The following is a 15,444-nucleotide window of genomic DNA, read 5'->3' as shown; positions in this document are numbered from 1 at the left end:
AATTATTCGGGAAGTTTGATTCTGCTGTAGTAGCCGTCAACGTTATCCTTGGTGACGAGCTCGAAGGGGATGTTGTTGCGCTCGATCTTCTCGCCGTTGGCCGCTTTCACAGCCATCTCCAGAGCGCCTTCGCCCTGGCCGATCGCATCCTGGAAGCAGGTCGCGTCCAGCTCGCCCGCTTTGATGGAATCCAGCGCATCCTGGATGGCATCGATACCGGCGATGATGATCTCATCCTTTTTGCCGGCCGCTTTGACAGCCTCGAGGGCGCCCAGCGCCATGCCGTCGTTCTGGCAGAGGATCGCGTCGATCTGGGTGCCGGTGGTCAGCCAGTTCTCAACCAGAGCCATGGCCTCTTCACGCTGCCAGTTCGCAGTCTGGTCAAACACGATTTTGATATCGGGATAGTTCGCAAACGCAGCCTCATAGCCTTTGAAACGGCCCTGCTCCGCGAAAGCGCCCAGAGGGCCGCGGAGGATGGCGACGTTGCCCTTGCCGCCGAGCTGTTCAGCGACGAATTCGGCCTCGATCTGGCCGCCGTTCTCGTTCTCAGAGCCGACCCACACCTGGCCCATGTCGCCGGTCACGTCGGCGGAGCAGGTGATAACGGGGATACCAGCGTCAACAACCGATTTCACGGCCGGGGCCAGCGCGTCGGCGTCAACGGGGGAGATGATGACCGCATCGACCTTCTGAGCGACAAAGCTGTCGAGCTGGGAAGCCTGCTTGTCCGGTTTGCTCTCAGCGTCGTTGACCACGAGCTTGACGTTGTCGTACTCCTTCAGTTTGATCTCCATCGCGCCCTTGAGCATGGTCATAAATTCTTCGGACAGGTTCTGCAGGGTGCAGCCGATGACGATCTCTTCTTTGTCAGCGGTGGAAGAGGGCTCTGCCTCAGGGGCGGAAGCGGCGCTGCTCGACTCGGGCGCCGGAGCCGGAGCCGAAGACGAGGGGGTCGATCCGCAACCGGTGAACAGCGCGGAGGCCATCACGGCCGAAAGTGCCAGTGCCAATAATTTGCGAGTTTTCATTTCGTTTCCTCCTAAAAGTTCATGTTCCAATTAACGTTAACCTTATCGTTAACATTATCGTTAATGCCATTTTACTAATTTTTTTGGTACTTGTCAATTGTTTTTGCGAAATTTAGGTAAATTCGGATATTTCACTGAAAATGTCTGATACAAGTTGGACGAATGAACCAATCTTCCTGCGATAAGGAGGATCTGGCGTCCGGGCATGGTACTTTGCGCCCGGACGCCAAGGGGTCAGTAAGATCAGTCCTTCTTGTCCAGCAGCACAGCCACCAGGATGATGATGCCCTTGATGATCTGCTGCCAGTAGGCCGAGACATTGAGGATATCGAGGCCGTTGCTGATGGTGCCGATGATGAGCGCGCCGACCAGCGTGCCAATCACCTTGCCCTTGCCGCCGTCCATGCTGGCGCCGCCGATGACGGTGGCCGCGATGGCGTCAAGCTCATAGCCGTTGCCCAAAACAGGCGAAGCGGAGTTGAGGCGCGCGGTGAGGATGATGCCCACCAGGGCCGACATCACGCCGGAGAAGGTGTACACCACCAGCTTGACGCGGCGCACCTTGATGCCGGACGCCGCAGCGGCCTGCTCGTTGCCGCCCACCGCGTAGATATAGCGGCCGGTCTTGGTGCAGCTCAAAATAAAATGGGAGATGATGACTACCAGCGCTAGGATGTAGATGGGCACCGGGATGCGGAGGATGAAGCCCGCGCCCAGGAAGTCGAAGCTCTCAAGCAGGCCGGTAACCGGGCGGCCCTTGGTGAAGAGCTGCGCCGCGCCGCGGGCCATGGTCATCATGACCATGGTGACGATGAACGGGGCGAGCTTGCCCTTGGTGATGACATAGCCGTTGAACAGGCCGCATGCCGCGCCGATGAGCAGGCCGATGAGCAGCGCAACGGGCACAGGCAGCAGCGGGTTGGCTGTTTTCACAAAGCTGGCGGTGATAACCGCCGCGAGGGCGAGCACCGAACCGACCGACAGGTCGATACCGCCGGTGATGATAACCATGGTCATGCCCATGGCGAGGATCGCGTTAAAGGACACCTGACGGACGATGTTGATGATGTTGCCGGGGGTCAGGAACAGGGGGTTAAAAATCGAGAAAAACACGCACATCACGACGAATGCGATGTAAATACCGTATTTTGAAAGGTTACCCGCCACTTTTTTTACCGGGGACGCCGCAAGTTGTTTGGTCGCCATTGCCATTACCTCCTCAATGTACAGACGCGACTTGATTGGTCGCGCATCTCATAATATCCTGCTGGTTGATCTGTTCACCGGTCAGTTCCCCGGTGAGATGGCCGGCGCAGAGCACCAGCACGCGGTCGCTCATGCCGATGACCTCGGGCAGCTCGGACGACACCATGATAACCGATTTGCCCTGTTGGGCCAGCTTGGTGATGAGCTTGTAGATCTCAGTCTTCGCGCCGATGTCGATGCCGCGGGTCGGCTCATCCATGATGAGGATGTCCGGCGCGGTCATCAGCCATTTGGCGAGCACCACCTTTTGCTGGTTGCCGCCCGAAAGCGACACCACCGGCGATTTGCGGGAGGTGACCTTGACGTTCATCTCCCGGATCATGTCGTCCACCCGCGCAGCCTCGGTCTTTTTATCGATCATCCCGCAGCGGTTGAATTCATTGAGGTCGCACAGGCTAATGTTGAAGCCGGTGGAATCCTTGAGATCCAGCCCCAGCTTCTTGCGGTCCTCCGGGATGAGGGCCAGCCCATTTTTCTGTGCGTCGGTCGGGCATTTGATAGACACCTCTTTGCCCTTGATTAAGATCTGGCCGCTGTCCGCGCTTCGCATACCGAAAATGGTCTCCACCAGCTCGGTGCGCCCCGCGCCCATCAGGCCCGCGATGCCCAAAATTTCGTTTTGATGCAGGGTGAAGCTGATATCCTCAAACAGCCCTGCCTTGGTGAGGTTCCGCACCTCCAACACCGGCTCCCCAATGGGAACCGGCTCCTTGTAATAGATGTTGGTGAGGTCGCGGCCGATCATCATGGAAATCAGCGTGTCCTTGTCCAGCTCGGACGCCGGCTTGGTGCCGATGAAATCGCCGTCACGCAAAACCGTGATCTTGTCCGCCACGCGGAAGATCTCATCCAGCTTGTGCGAGATGAACACGATCGCCACCCCGTCTGCCTTGAGCTTGAAGATCAGCTTATAGAGCTTTTCGATCTCCTTGTCGCTGATGGCCGAGGTGGGCTCATCCATGATGAGCACCTGGGAGTTGAACGAAACCGCCTTTGCGATCTCGACGAGCTGGATCTGCGCCACGCTGAGGCGGCGCATCTCGGTGCGCGGGTCGATGTCGATGCCGATCATCTGGAACAGTTCCTCCGCCTGTGCGATCAGCTTCTTTTTGTCCAATAGACCCGCCTTGTTGAGCGGCTCGCGGCCCAGGAAGATGTTCTCCGCCACCGTGAGGTAGGGGATCGGCATCAGCTCCTGGTGGATCATGGAGATGTGGTGCTGGATCGCATCCAGCGGCCCGCCAAAGCGCACCTCCTGGCCGTCCAGCAGAATCGTCCCTTCGTCCTGTTGGTACAGGCCCGCGACGATCTTCATCAATGTGGATTTGCCCGCGCCGTTTTCCCCGATCAGCACGTGGATTTCTCCCCGTTCGATCTCCACGCTGACCTGGTTGAGCGCGCGCACGCCGTGGAAAAACTTGGAAATTCCCTGCAACTGCAAATAAGCCATCCTGTTTCCTCCTTACACTACCAGTTCCATTCTCTGGATGATGTGATCCTGGTATTCACGGTCAAGCTCCACAAAGTACCCGCTCCAGCCCCAGACGCGCACAATCAGGTTGCGGTAGTTCTCGGGGTGTTTCTGCGCGTCCAGCATGGTGTCGCGGTTGACCGAGTTGAGCTGCAATTGATGTCCACCCAGGTCCATAAACGATTTTACCAAAAGCGCTACCTTTTGTATACTGTCTTCGGTACGAAATACCGTGTCGTGCAGCTCCAGGGTGAGCGGGCCGCCGTTGATTACCCGCTTGAGATCCGGCTTGGAAAACGACTTGATGATCGAAACCGGGCCCTTGCAGCGGCTGAACAGGCTGGGGGAATAGTTGGCTGCAATTCCCTCCCCCTTGTGCCGTCCATCCGGCGTTGCGGGCATATCCTTGGAATGCCAGATGTAATACATCGCCGAGCCGGTGCCCGCGCGGAAAATGCCGCCGCGGTCGTTGGTGCGGCCCTGGACAGAATCGGCGAAATCGGCGAGCAATCCGGCCGCGATCTCGTCGACATAATCGACGTTGTTGCCCATCTTTGGAGTTTCGTAGCGGAGCTTATTGCACAGCAGGTCGTGTCCGGCGAAGTCGCCCTTCAGCGCGTCGATCATCTCCTGCTTTCCGACGCTCTGCTCCTCAAACACATATTTTTTGATGGCCGCCAGCGAATCGGCCGCGGTTGCAATGCCGGTGCCGTGCAGGCCGTAGTTGTTGTATTTGCAGCCCAGCGAGATATCGCGGGCCTTCTCCGCACAGCCCTCCATCATCAGCGATAGGAAGGGCGCCGGGTAGACGTACAGGTTCCTCACGCTCCCGCACAGGTCCGCCGCCTGGGAAAAGATGTTCCTACGGACAATCTCACGAAACGCATCATAGCTCTCGGCATCCTCCAAATGCTCGAACACCGCGTTCTCCACCGCCTTGGTGAAGGAGAGCGCCTCGATGTTGGGGACATCCATCGCTACGCCGGGGATGATAAACTCCCAGCAGGCCGCCACCGCGTAGTTGTAAGCGTCCTTTTTCTCATAGCCGAGGTTGAGGAGCCCCGGGATGACCACGTCGTCGTTGGAATACTGCGGGAAGCCCAGTCCCTGTTTGGTGAGCTGGGTGCCGAGCACATAGGTCTCGACCGGGGTGTTCTTATGTACCCGCAGGTTGATCTTCGGGTCGATCAACTTGAGCTCCAGGCTGGCCTTGAGGCACAGCTCGGAGAGGATGTTGTAGCTGTCGGTGCCGTCCTCGTTGAGGCCGCCCAGCACGATGCTCTGGCCGTTGTCCCCCTGCTGCATACCCGGGTAGAGGTCGCTGTCCCGGTTAAAGGTGAGGAAGAACTCCTCCAGCAGCTCCAGCGCGCTGTCCAGGTCGTAGATTCCCTTCTCGAGATCGGCTTTCAGATAGGGGAGCATGTACTGGTCGAAGCGCCCCACCGTGTTGTGGTAGTTGCGGCCGCACCACATGGTGAAGTGGATGATGCGGAACATCTGGAGCGCCTCCAGAAAGCTGCGCGGCGGCTTGGCCGGCACCTGCGCCAGGCTCTCGGCCACCACGCGGTTGCCCTGCTCCAGAGCCAGCTGGCGGTAGCGGTCCGCAAGGTTCTGCACCGTGTCCAGAATGCTGATCTGGGTCTGAAGAACGTGCACCGCCCGTTCATCCCCCTGCTTCTCATACTCGCGCAGGTAGCCGCGCAGCTCCTCCCGCTTGGCGTCGAAGCCGCAGCCGAGCAGCTTGGTGTAATCCACATTGATGTTGCTCACATCGCCGAGCTCGTGAATCCAGTGTTCCTTTTTGAGCGCCGTGAGCTCCTCCTCGGTGTAGATCTCCGGCACTGTGGATATCGTGCGGGTAAACGCAATCCGTTCGTCCTCGAACAGCACCGGCTTCTCCTGCTCCAGCATATGGCACAAACGGATGGCCGCGCGGTCGTAATCCGGGGTGTTCTCCCGCTCGAACCGGCGCGCCAGCTCCATCGGGTCGGCGGGCGGCCGTCTCACCGCGTGATGTTTCCTATCGGTGATGAAAAATTGCCGCATAGCTTGGATACGATCTGTCATAACACACTACTCCTTATTCCATACTCTCTGAATATATTTTGTAATATTTGAACCTTCTGGTCGGTGTCGAACAACGGGCGGTATTTCTCGCCCACCATCGTATATTTGGCGCCGGCGGTTTTGTGGTAGGGCAGCAGCTCCACCTGTTCGAGCATCTTCGCCCCCGCAATCCATTCGGCGGTCCGGCGGTAGTTTTCCTCGTTGTCGTTCACCCCGGGGATCACCGGGATGCGGATGACAAACGGCTTGTCGCCCGCGCAGAGCTGTTTTGCGTTGGTCAAAATTTTGGAGTTGCTCACACCGGTGTATTTGCGGTGGAGCTCCTCATCGAACAGCTTGATGTCCATGATGACATAATCGAGCTGTTCCACCACCCGCCGGAAGGTCTCTTCGTCGGTGAAGCCTGAGGTCTCGATCGCCTTGTGGACGCCGGGCAGCAGCGAAAGCACCTCCAGCAGGAATTCCGCCTGCAGCAGCGGCTCCCCGCCCGAAAAGGTCACGCCGCCGCCGTACTTCGCATAGTAATCGCTGTTCTCCAGAATCAGGTCGGCGAGCTCCTGTGAAGTCATCACCTGGCCCGCAATGCGCCTCAGGTGCAGGGGGCAGACCGCGACGCATTCGCCGCAGGCGATGCAGGTCTCGTGCTTGCAGACCTCCTTACACCTGCCACAGCCGGTACAGGAGGGGGTGCTCACCATGAGCTGCGGCTCCACACGCAGCCCCTCGGGGTTGTGGCACCAGTTGCAGCGCAGCGGGCAGCCCTTGAGAAATACCGTCTGGCGAAGCCCGGGCCCGTCGTAGACGGCGAATTCTTTCAAATCAAATATCGTGCCCTTCTTCATTTTCCCTCATCTTTTCCCTGTCAATTCGAGTTATTATCGTTCACGTTATCGATAACATTATCGTTAATGAAATAATAAAAGAATTTTCCTCTCTTGTCAACCGGATTTGGGGCAATCGGGAGGATTTCAGCATTTCCCCCAACTTTCCATCAAGTTCCCTGTACAAAAAAACAAGACCCCGCGGGAAATCCGCCAAACAAAAAGGACGTCCCCGGCATTGCCGGTAAACGTCCCTGTCCCTTTTACGCCCGTGTGCTCCGCTGTCAGACGAGGACAGCGGAGCAGCTGCCCACCGTGTCCCCCTCGGCGAGCTTGGTATCGATGACGACCTCGCGCGGCTGGCTGTCGGTGCGGTCCTCCTGGATGAGGCTCACCAGCAGATCGACTGCGCTCACCGACATCCGGCCCTTGTAGGAGCTGATCGAACTGAGCCGGAACGGCAGGGTGAGTCGCGACTGGATGTTATCGAAGCCGATCACCGAATAATCCTCGGGGATGCGGTAGCCCCGCTGCTTGAGGTAGGACCAGGCGTCCCACGCGAGCAGATCGCTGAACGCGAACACCGCAGAAAACGGAATTTCCTGCTCCAAAACCCGATCGAGCACCTGGCGGCAACCGTTGGCGGTGACGGGCACCTCGCAGATCAGGCGGTCGTCCACCTGCAGGCCCGCCTCCTCGTAGGCCTTGAGATACCCCGCCAGGCGCTCCTTGGCACTGGAGATGTAGCTCGGGCCGTGCATCATCAGGATATCGCGGTGGCCGTGGTCCAATAGGTACTTGGTGGCCTGGTAACCGCCCAGCTCGTCGTTACAGATGACGTAATCCGCAGGGATGTTTTCAAAACGGCGTCCGATCAGCACAAACGGCACCCCGGTTGCCTTGAGGTAGCGAATATTCTCCTCGCAGCGCTGGGTGGGACAGATGATGATCCCGTCGACATTCTTGTTGAGCGCAGACTGGATCGCTTTGAGCTCCAGCTCTTCGTCCTCATCGGTGTTAATCAAAAAGGAAAAGTAGCCACATTCCCGCGCGCGCTCCTCGATCTCCTTCATCATGATGGCAAAATGCGGGTTGGAGACGTCGCCCAGGATCACCGCAATGGTATTGGTGTACCCAAGGCGCAGCGACGAGGCGATCATGTTGTTGATGTGTCCCATTTCGCGGGCCGCCTGCTTGATCTTCTCACGTGTCGCCGGGGCGATATCATCTTTGTCGCGCAGTGCGCGCGACACCGTATTGATGCTATATCCTGTTTTGAGTGCGATGTCCTTCAGTGTTGCGGTCTGCTTGGATTTTCCTGCTTTCATTTTCTACCACTCCAGTATTGTAATAACCCGGCAACATTATCGTTAACATTAAGATTATTGTAACATTTTATTATTTTTTTGTCCAGTATTAGAATACGAATTAACATGTAGAAATTTCGATTAAAAATATACCTATTTTGTATAGTATTGGAGATAAAAAACCCCGGAGTTTCACTTGGAAGCTCCGGGGATCCAGCTCGATTCGTATTTACTTAGATTTTGCGTTTCTTCGGATCACAAGGGTAGCCGCGCCGCCGATAGCCGCAGCCGCCAGCACCAGCAGCCACAGGCCCGAGAGGTTCTCGCCCTGCTCCGCCGCCGCTTGCTGCGCGCCGCCGATCGTCTCGCTCGCACTGTTCGCTTCGCCAGCAGGCGCCGCCGCGTTCGGCACCGTCGCTGCCACCTCGCCGCCCGTCTCCGGGTTGGCGTTGCCGCTGCCAGCCGCATCGCCCGCAGCCGGGGCTTTGCCGTCCGCCATTGCGATGAGTTCCGCCGCGCTGTAGTACACTGCGGATGCGTCGATCGCGTAATTGCTCAGCAGGTATGCCTTGCCGCCGATCTCGACGTTCAGCTTCACGCCCTTCGCCGCCGCTGCATCGATCACCGTCGCAGGCGTCATCGCTCCGCTCTCCAGCGTCGCCTTCACTGTGCCGCCCTTTTCGGTTCCGTTGATCTTCTCGATGATCTCGTTCCAGTAATCGTTGTCACTTACTTTAGAAACGGAGCCGCTCGAGCCGCTCTTCTTCACCAGGCTCTTCACTGCGTTCGCCAGCTTGGTCGCTGCGCCGGTCAGCTCTTCTGCCGTCGCGTTTTCGTTCGCCAGCAGCGCCTTCGCTTCCGCCTGCGCCGCCTGCACCGCATTCCAGCTCGCCGCCGTGTAACGCGCCGCGTTCAGCCCGTTCACTTCGGCCACCGCCTGCGCCAGGCGCACCTTCGCGACCGCGCGGGTCAGGTTCTTTGCCATGTCGTCGAGGTCTTTCTGGGTTACTTCGTCGCTCTCGCACAGCGCTTCCGCTTCGGCAACCAGCTCTGCCAGGCCGGTCTTGCTCGCCTCGTCGTACTTGCTGTCAGCCAGGATCTCCTTCGCCAGCTTGAGCGCTGCGTTGATCGCCGCATAGTTGAACTCGCTCTGCAATGCGTTGATTGCGGCTGTCAGCTTGCTGCACGCCTCTGCGATCATCGCCTCGGTCGCGTTGCCGTTTGCTTCCACTGCCTTCGCCTCGGTCAGCACCGCTTGCAGGTTCGCCCAACTGCTCGGGCGGTAGTTGCCTTCTTCCAATGCATCCGCCGCTGCGATCAGCTGTCTCAGCAGGGTCTTATCCGCCTTCACCAGCTCGGTGATCCTGGTCATCACCGCTTCGTACTCGGTGTTGATCTCAGCCTGCGTCGCGTCCGCGTTATCCAGCACCGCTTTCGCGCTGTTCACTGCCGCCTGTAGCGCTTCCTTCGTGGCCGCAGTCAGGCTTTCGTCCTTCAACAGGTCTTCCGCGATCTCGACCGCCAGCGTAAGCAGGCTCTTGTCGGGCGCGTAGGTCAGGCCGTCGCGCGCCGCTACCAGCGCGAGGTACGCGTCGAATACCTGGCTCTCGGTTGCAGCCGCGTCAGCAACGACCGCCTTCGCTGCATTCAGAGCCTCGGTCAGAGCCTTCCAGCTCGCCGCGGTATAGCAGTTTTCGTCGTATTTTCCTTCGACCGCCGCGATCAGCGCCTTCAGCGCGGTCTTGTCTACGTCGGAGGGGGTCTCGGTGATCTGGGACGCCTTAAAGTCCGCGATCGCCTGGGTCAGCTCAGCGATGACCACCTCAAGCTGCTCGTCGGTGTACGCGCCCAGTACCTGAGCGGCTACCTCCGGCACATCCTCAGGCTCCGTATCTGCGGCGGGCTGTCCATCCTCCACCGGTGTTTCCTCGGGTTGTTCCTCCGTCGGTTTCTCCTCAGCAGGGGCTTCCTCCAGCGCGGCCTCCAACTCCGCCATGACTACCTCGGGCTGCTCCTCGCCGGGGTTGAGAATCATAAATGCGTCGATGTTGCTGTATTTGTAGGTTCCAAATCCGGGGGTGATGGTGATTGTGTGATCCCCGGGCTCCAGATCGGTTACACGGTAAACATCATACTGATTGAAATCCCATTTGCCGTTGCCCTTTACGGTAACGGTTTCCTCATCGCCGCCGTCAACCACTACCTTTGCGGCGCTTTCATACTGATCATATCCGCTGATCCAGACGACTCCAGTGCCGTTGAAGCTAAACGTCAGCGCGCCACCCGCAAAGTAGCTGATCGTGCCGTTATACGGATCAGTCCCTGTCAAATAAGGCATATCCGAAGTATCGTGGGCCGCATCGTCCGGATACTGAACAGCCTCATCAGTATCATCCACCATGAGGGCGCCCACCAGCACCTCGTTGCTGCTCATCATGGGGATACCGGTCTCGTCGCCCGCGACCGGGGTAACCTCGCAGGAGAACAGCTTGCCCGCATCCTCGGGGACCGGGATATAGGTCTTTTCGGTGGCCCCTTCTACCGGTGCGGATGTGCCCTTCGCATAGCCGTCCGCGCTGTAGGCCTCGCGGCTGTACCACTGGTAGCGCGCGTCTTCTTCGTCGCCGTTGACGATGGTGCAGGCGGCTTCCAAAGCGCCGTCAGCGTTCTCCTCCACGGTCACGCTTTCCACAGCGACGCCCGCGCCGTCCTTGTTGATGACGATAAACGCGTCCAGGCTGATGTTCGCAGCCAGGGAATCCGCATTCTTTTCGCCGGTGCGCACAATTTCAATGGTATGGCTGCCGGTCTCCTCCCAGATCTGCTCGAAGAGTACCTCGTTCACCTGGGTCCCGGTGGTCGCATTCGCGTCGAACAGGTCGACCGGGATCGGGTCGCCGCCGTCGATCACTACATGTGCGATACCCTGGTTGTTCTCCTTGGCGCCCACCCAGCGGATTCCGCTGCCGGTGAAGCGGAAGGACACGGAGGCCGGGTTCTTGGTATCCATCAGGTAGGTGACCGTCTTGTTGTAGGCGTTGGCGGTCCAGGATTTATCCGCATCCGTTTTGTACTCCTCGCCTTTTTCACCTTCAAAGGTGAACAGCGTGGAATCCTCCACGATATCGACATAGCGGAAGAGGTTTTTGCCGATCTCCACCGCGTTGCTCTTAACCGTGGAACCGGACACATCCCCCTCCTTGAGGGTTACGGTGCAGTACACCTTGTTGGCCGAAAGCCCGGAGGCGTCCAGCGTTGCGCCCGTCGCGCCTTCAATCGCCTGCGCCTTGCTGTCGGGGTCGCCCACCGGCACGCGGTACCACTGCAGCTCAACAGCGGTATCCTCGGTGGGATTCTTCAGCTCATAGCTGACGCTGAGCTCGTTGTTTTCGCCCTCGGCCACAACCACGTTGGAGACGGAGGGGATCACGCCAACCGTGAAATTCTTCTGATTGGTCAGGCGGATGGTGGAGGAGCCTTTGGAACCGTTCGCCAGGCTGCCCGCTCTGCCGGTGTAGTTGCCCCAGCCGAGGTTGGGGTAGTACCACTGGTTGTTGATGATGAGCTGGGTGTCCTCCTTGATGGTGGTGCCGCCCTCTTTGAGCACTTCAAACGCATCCACCACGATGCAGTTAAATTTGCCGCCGGAGGTCTCCAATTTAATCGTATGGGTACCGTTCTCCAGACCCTCGATGCTGTAGATCACCGACTGCTTGAGCTCGTTGCCCAGATTGCTGTAGGTGTCGATCTCCTCCTTGAACTCGCCGTCGATGTACACCTTCACCTTGCCCACGTTGTTCTGCTTGGAGCCGATGTAGCGCACGCCGGTCCCCTCAAAGGTGAGCTCGGCGGTCGCACCCAGCGTGGTGCTGAAGGTCTCGGTGCCCGCGTAGTCCGCACTGGCGTTGTAGGTGCCCCAGCCGCCCTCGTAGACGATGCTGGAATCGCGGTCGTCGATGTAGCCGAGGTCGTAGGTGATCGCCACGCGCGCCGCCTCGCCGGAGCCGTCCGCCTCCACGCTGATGCAGGGTGCGTTCTCATCCGAGCTGTAGTTGACGTCGTAATACCAGATGTGCTCGCGCATGGTCTTGAAATCGTTGGTCATGACGCCGTTGTTGAGGTCATCGGTGGCATAGACGAAGTAGTTTTTCATATCGTCCTTCCAGGGCCACTTGGGCAGCACGCCGTATTGGTCGGGCTCGGTGTCCGCGTTCTCGCGCACCTTGAGCGCCGTGCCCTCGTTGCGGCCGATGTGATCCTCGGGATAAGCGCTGTACAGGCCGTTGCGCAGCCAGCTCACGCTCTCCACGCCGCCGGGGATGTCGTAGCTCAGGCCGACTTCCTTGAGGCCGCTGCCGGAGGCGGGCGCGGTGGTCAGGGTGTAGTCGGTGGTGATGATGCCGTTGCCGGAAATCTTGAGATCAAAACGCATACCCTGGCCGTTTTTGTACGCGCCGTTCAGGGTGACAACCGCCAGGTTGCCCTCGATCTTGGCGGTGACGCCGTCGATTTCCGCCGGGATCCAGCTCTTCATGCTGTTGCCGTTGAGGTTCAGGTACGGGCCGCCGGTGATCAGCACCTGATCGCCGAACTTCGCCTCGCTGATGAGCCCCGTCTCCTTGCTGAACGCGACCGAGAAGCCCTCGCCGCTCACAACAATCTGATCCGCCTCATCCGCGATGGCCGGCGCGGCCTCGCTGGCCGGGGTGAAGCTGTAGGCGATTTCGGCCAGCTTCACGTTGGATTCATCCACCATGGTGCCGTCCTGGGTGTAAAATTTCAGGTTGACGGTCTGTGCGTTGCTGTCGATGCCTTCCACCGTCACCACGCCGTTGGAGTGCGGTGCGATGTCGTTGGTCACAGCGATTCTCTTCGCCTCGCCGCCGTCCACCGAATACTCGAGCTCCAGCTCGTTGTAGTTGGTGTGGTCGAACCAGTTTTTCACCGCGATGTTGAGGACGTTGTTCGCAACATAGCAGTCTTCCTCCACCACGCGCACAGGGGAGTATGCCTTCTTGGTGAGGTACGCCTCGGGTTTTTCTCGCAGGTAGGCGTCGAGCACGCTGCCCCACAGCGCGCCGCCCAGGGCGCCGGCAGTCTGGAAGATGTTCTCCCAGCCCTTTTTCACACTCTCGCCCCAGAAGTTGCGCACGTTTACGTCGCGCTGCAGCTCATCCAAGTTGTAACAGGCGATGTGCGCGTATTCGTCGTGCAGGACGGGCTTGCCGCTGCTGCCCATGCCGCCGGTCACGCCCGCGTAGTGCTGGCTGTAGATGTCGTACAGGTTGGCCGGTTCGCCGGTGTTCGGGAAGCTGAAGATGCACGGGCGGGTGCGATCCACGTCCTCCAGATAGGCGCGTTCATCCCCGAACGCGTCGCCGCCCGACTGACTCTTGACCTTGTTATAGTTGGACTCGTTGCCCAGCGACCAGATAAGGATGGAGGGCCGGTTGCGGTCGCGCTCGATCATCTCGGTGAACTGCGGACCAAAATCCTCATATTTGCTGGCCACGTCCGCCCAGGGGCCCTGGAAACAGACCGCGGTCTCCTGCTCGACATAGATGCCCATTTCGTCGCAGGCGTCCAGCAGGTTTTCGTCCGCCGGGTAGTGGGAGGTGCGGATGTGGTTGATGTTGGCCTTTTTGTAGGCTGCGATCTCCGCGTAAGCGTTTTCGCGGGTGATCGAGCGGCCCAGGTCGTAGGAGACGTCGTGCCGGCAGGTGCCGCGCAGCTTGACCTCCTTGCCGTTGACATACACCCGGTTCACATCGGTGCCGTCGCGGCCGCCGTAGTGAATCTCGCGGAAGCCGAACCGCTCCTCGTTCACCTGAACCTCTTCACCGTCCACCAGCAGGGTGGTGCGCAGGGTGTACAGGTTCGGGTGTTCGGCGTCCCACTGCTTGGGAGCTGCCACCGGGATAGTGACTTTTTTCGCTGCGGAAAGCTCCATCGAATCGTAGATGAGCTTGAGCGCCGCGTCGCGCTTCTCCACCAGGGTATTGTACGCCGCCTTGGAGTACTGGCCGATCTCGCCGGTCTCGCCCTCGTAGAGATTGTCTGCGTTTTCCGCAATCAGCGTGTTCGCCTCGGCGAGCAGCTCAGGCAGGTTTTGCAGCTGGGCCTGCTCACGCTCGAAGGGAACCTCGGCAGCGGTCACTACAGCGTCGCCGTCAAGCAGCTCCACTTTGAGGGTGGCGTCCTGCGAAAGCAGCCCCACCTGTGCAGTGACTTCGAGATCCGCATCGATAAAATTTGCGTCAAAGTCGGTGTTGATATAGGTGTGTGCAATGTAGTTGTACGGCATCGCCACCAGGCTCACATCGCGGTTGATGCCGCCCATGTTGTGGTGGGCGTATTCGGCCGCATTAGCCGGGTTGTTCACCTGCGCCCCATCGGGGTTCCAGATGCCCTTGGTGTTGGTATAGATATCCGCAACGCCCACCGTCATGGTGACCGTCTGACCGGGCGCCGCATAATCGGTGATATCGCAGTCCCAAGTGGTGAAACCGCCCACATGGGCGCGGATATACTTGCCGTCGATCCAGACACGCGCGTTGGAGTACACGCCGTCAAAGCGCACCAATACCCGGTTGCCCGCGTAATCTTCAGGAATTGTAATCTCGCGCTGATAATAATATTCGTTGTTGTTCAGGATGTCGAAGCCCTGCATCAGCGGTTCGCCGGGAACCTTGATATCCTCCCACTGCTCGTCCGCCCACACGGTGAAATCAAAGTCCTGCTGCTCCGCTGTAGGAGCAGGAATGCCGGATGTTTTGTAATCGGGAACCTCGAACAAAAACTTCCAGGTGCCGTCCCCGGTCGTCTCGTTCAGCACAATCTCCGGCTGTGCCACGCCCGCCAGGCTCTTGGCCGCGCGGGGAATCTCGGGGGTCTCCCACACGTCGCTGCCTATTTCGACCTCTTCCCAGTTGGCACCCGCCAAGGGTTCCTCCGTGGCAAAAACGCTGACTGCGCCGGTTTGCAGCGCCATCGCGCCCGCTAACAGCAGGCTGATCCATCTCTTTCCATTGATCCGTTTCATGTCTCCACCCTTTCTTTTTGTTGCTTTTTCCCAACCGCACTTTGGCCGCATCCCGCGGCCTACCTCCGGCATCGAATCCCCCACAACACGAAAAACGCAGTCCAAATTGTTCTGTGGAGCGCTCTAGTAACTTTTATTATAGAAGTTTGCGCCCATCTTGGGAATGCATAAAACGGAACAATATATAAATTTCGGAAAATTATCCGAAAAAGTTTTTCGCCTAATCTTTGGTGAAAATGAATAATCAAGGTGAAAAAATTATAATTTCAGGTTCATAAATTATAATTTTCTGCTTCAATATATGGTCTTTGAAGGTGAATACCCCTAAGGGGTGACCCGCCTCAGCGCGTTTGGAGAGGCGCTTCCGCCCTTCGTCCTCCATCCCGCCATCGGAAATCTCTCCGCCCCCTTTGCTTTCTTTCCCCTCCTCTTCCACTTT

General features: G+C 58.6%; 8 protein-coding genes. All 8 read right to left on the bottom strand.

Features of this window, described 5'->3' with window-relative positions:
- Positions 1–2 precede the first annotated feature (2 nt).
- Positions 3–1,031 (bottom strand): sugar ABC transporter substrate-binding protein, encoded by a 1,029-nt coding sequence (locus tag H8711_RS11585; RefSeq protein WP_249283611.1) that lies wholly within the window; start codon positions 1,029–1,031, stop codon positions 3–5.
- A 243-nt stretch (positions 1,032–1,274) separates the two neighbouring features.
- Complete coding sequence (locus H8711_RS11580) at positions 1,275–2,237, bottom strand: ABC transporter permease (protein WP_249283610.1); 963 nt, start codon at positions 2,235–2,237, stop codon at positions 1,275–1,277.
- Between the two features lie 13 nt (positions 2,238–2,250).
- Entirely contained in the window at positions 2,251–3,747 is a 1,497-nt protein-coding gene (locus H8711_RS11575) for a sugar ABC transporter ATP-binding protein (protein WP_249283609.1), read from the bottom strand.
- A 12-nt stretch (positions 3,748–3,759) separates the two neighbouring features.
- Positions 3,760–5,835: a pyruvate formate lyase family protein gene (locus H8711_RS11570; protein WP_249283608.1), complete on the bottom strand. Its 2,076-nt coding sequence runs from the start codon at positions 5,833–5,835 to the stop codon at positions 3,760–3,762.
- Entirely contained in the window at positions 5,832–6,677 is an 846-nt protein-coding gene (locus H8711_RS11565) for a glycyl-radical enzyme activating protein (protein WP_249283607.1), read from the bottom strand. Before H8711_RS11565 ends, H8711_RS11570 begins: the two co-directional genes overlap by 4 nt.
- Positions 6,678–6,940: 263 nt before the next feature.
- Complete coding sequence (locus H8711_RS11560) at positions 6,941–7,984, bottom strand: LacI family DNA-binding transcriptional regulator (RefSeq protein WP_249283606.1); 1,044 nt, start codon at positions 7,982–7,984, stop codon at positions 6,941–6,943.
- A 208-nt stretch (positions 7,985–8,192) separates the two neighbouring features.
- A complete protein-coding gene (locus H8711_RS11555) occupies positions 8,193–15,005 on the bottom strand; it encodes a glycoside hydrolase family 2 TIM barrel-domain containing protein (RefSeq protein ID WP_249283605.1) in 6,813 nt (2,270 codons plus the stop codon).
- A gap of 244 nt (positions 15,006–15,249) precedes the next feature.
- Positions 15,250–15,444: hypothetical protein (locus tag H8711_RS11550; RefSeq protein ID WP_249283604.1), on the bottom strand; the 195-nt coding region annotated here is incomplete at its 5' end.

Source organism: Ligaoa zhengdingensis (genome assembly GCF_014384885.1).
Lineage (GTDB): Bacteria > Bacillota > Clostridia > Oscillospirales > Ruminococcaceae > Ligaoa > Ligaoa zhengdingensis.
The sequence above is the reverse complement of the archived record's forward strand: the minus strand, read 5'-3'. Positions and strand labels throughout refer to the sequence as shown.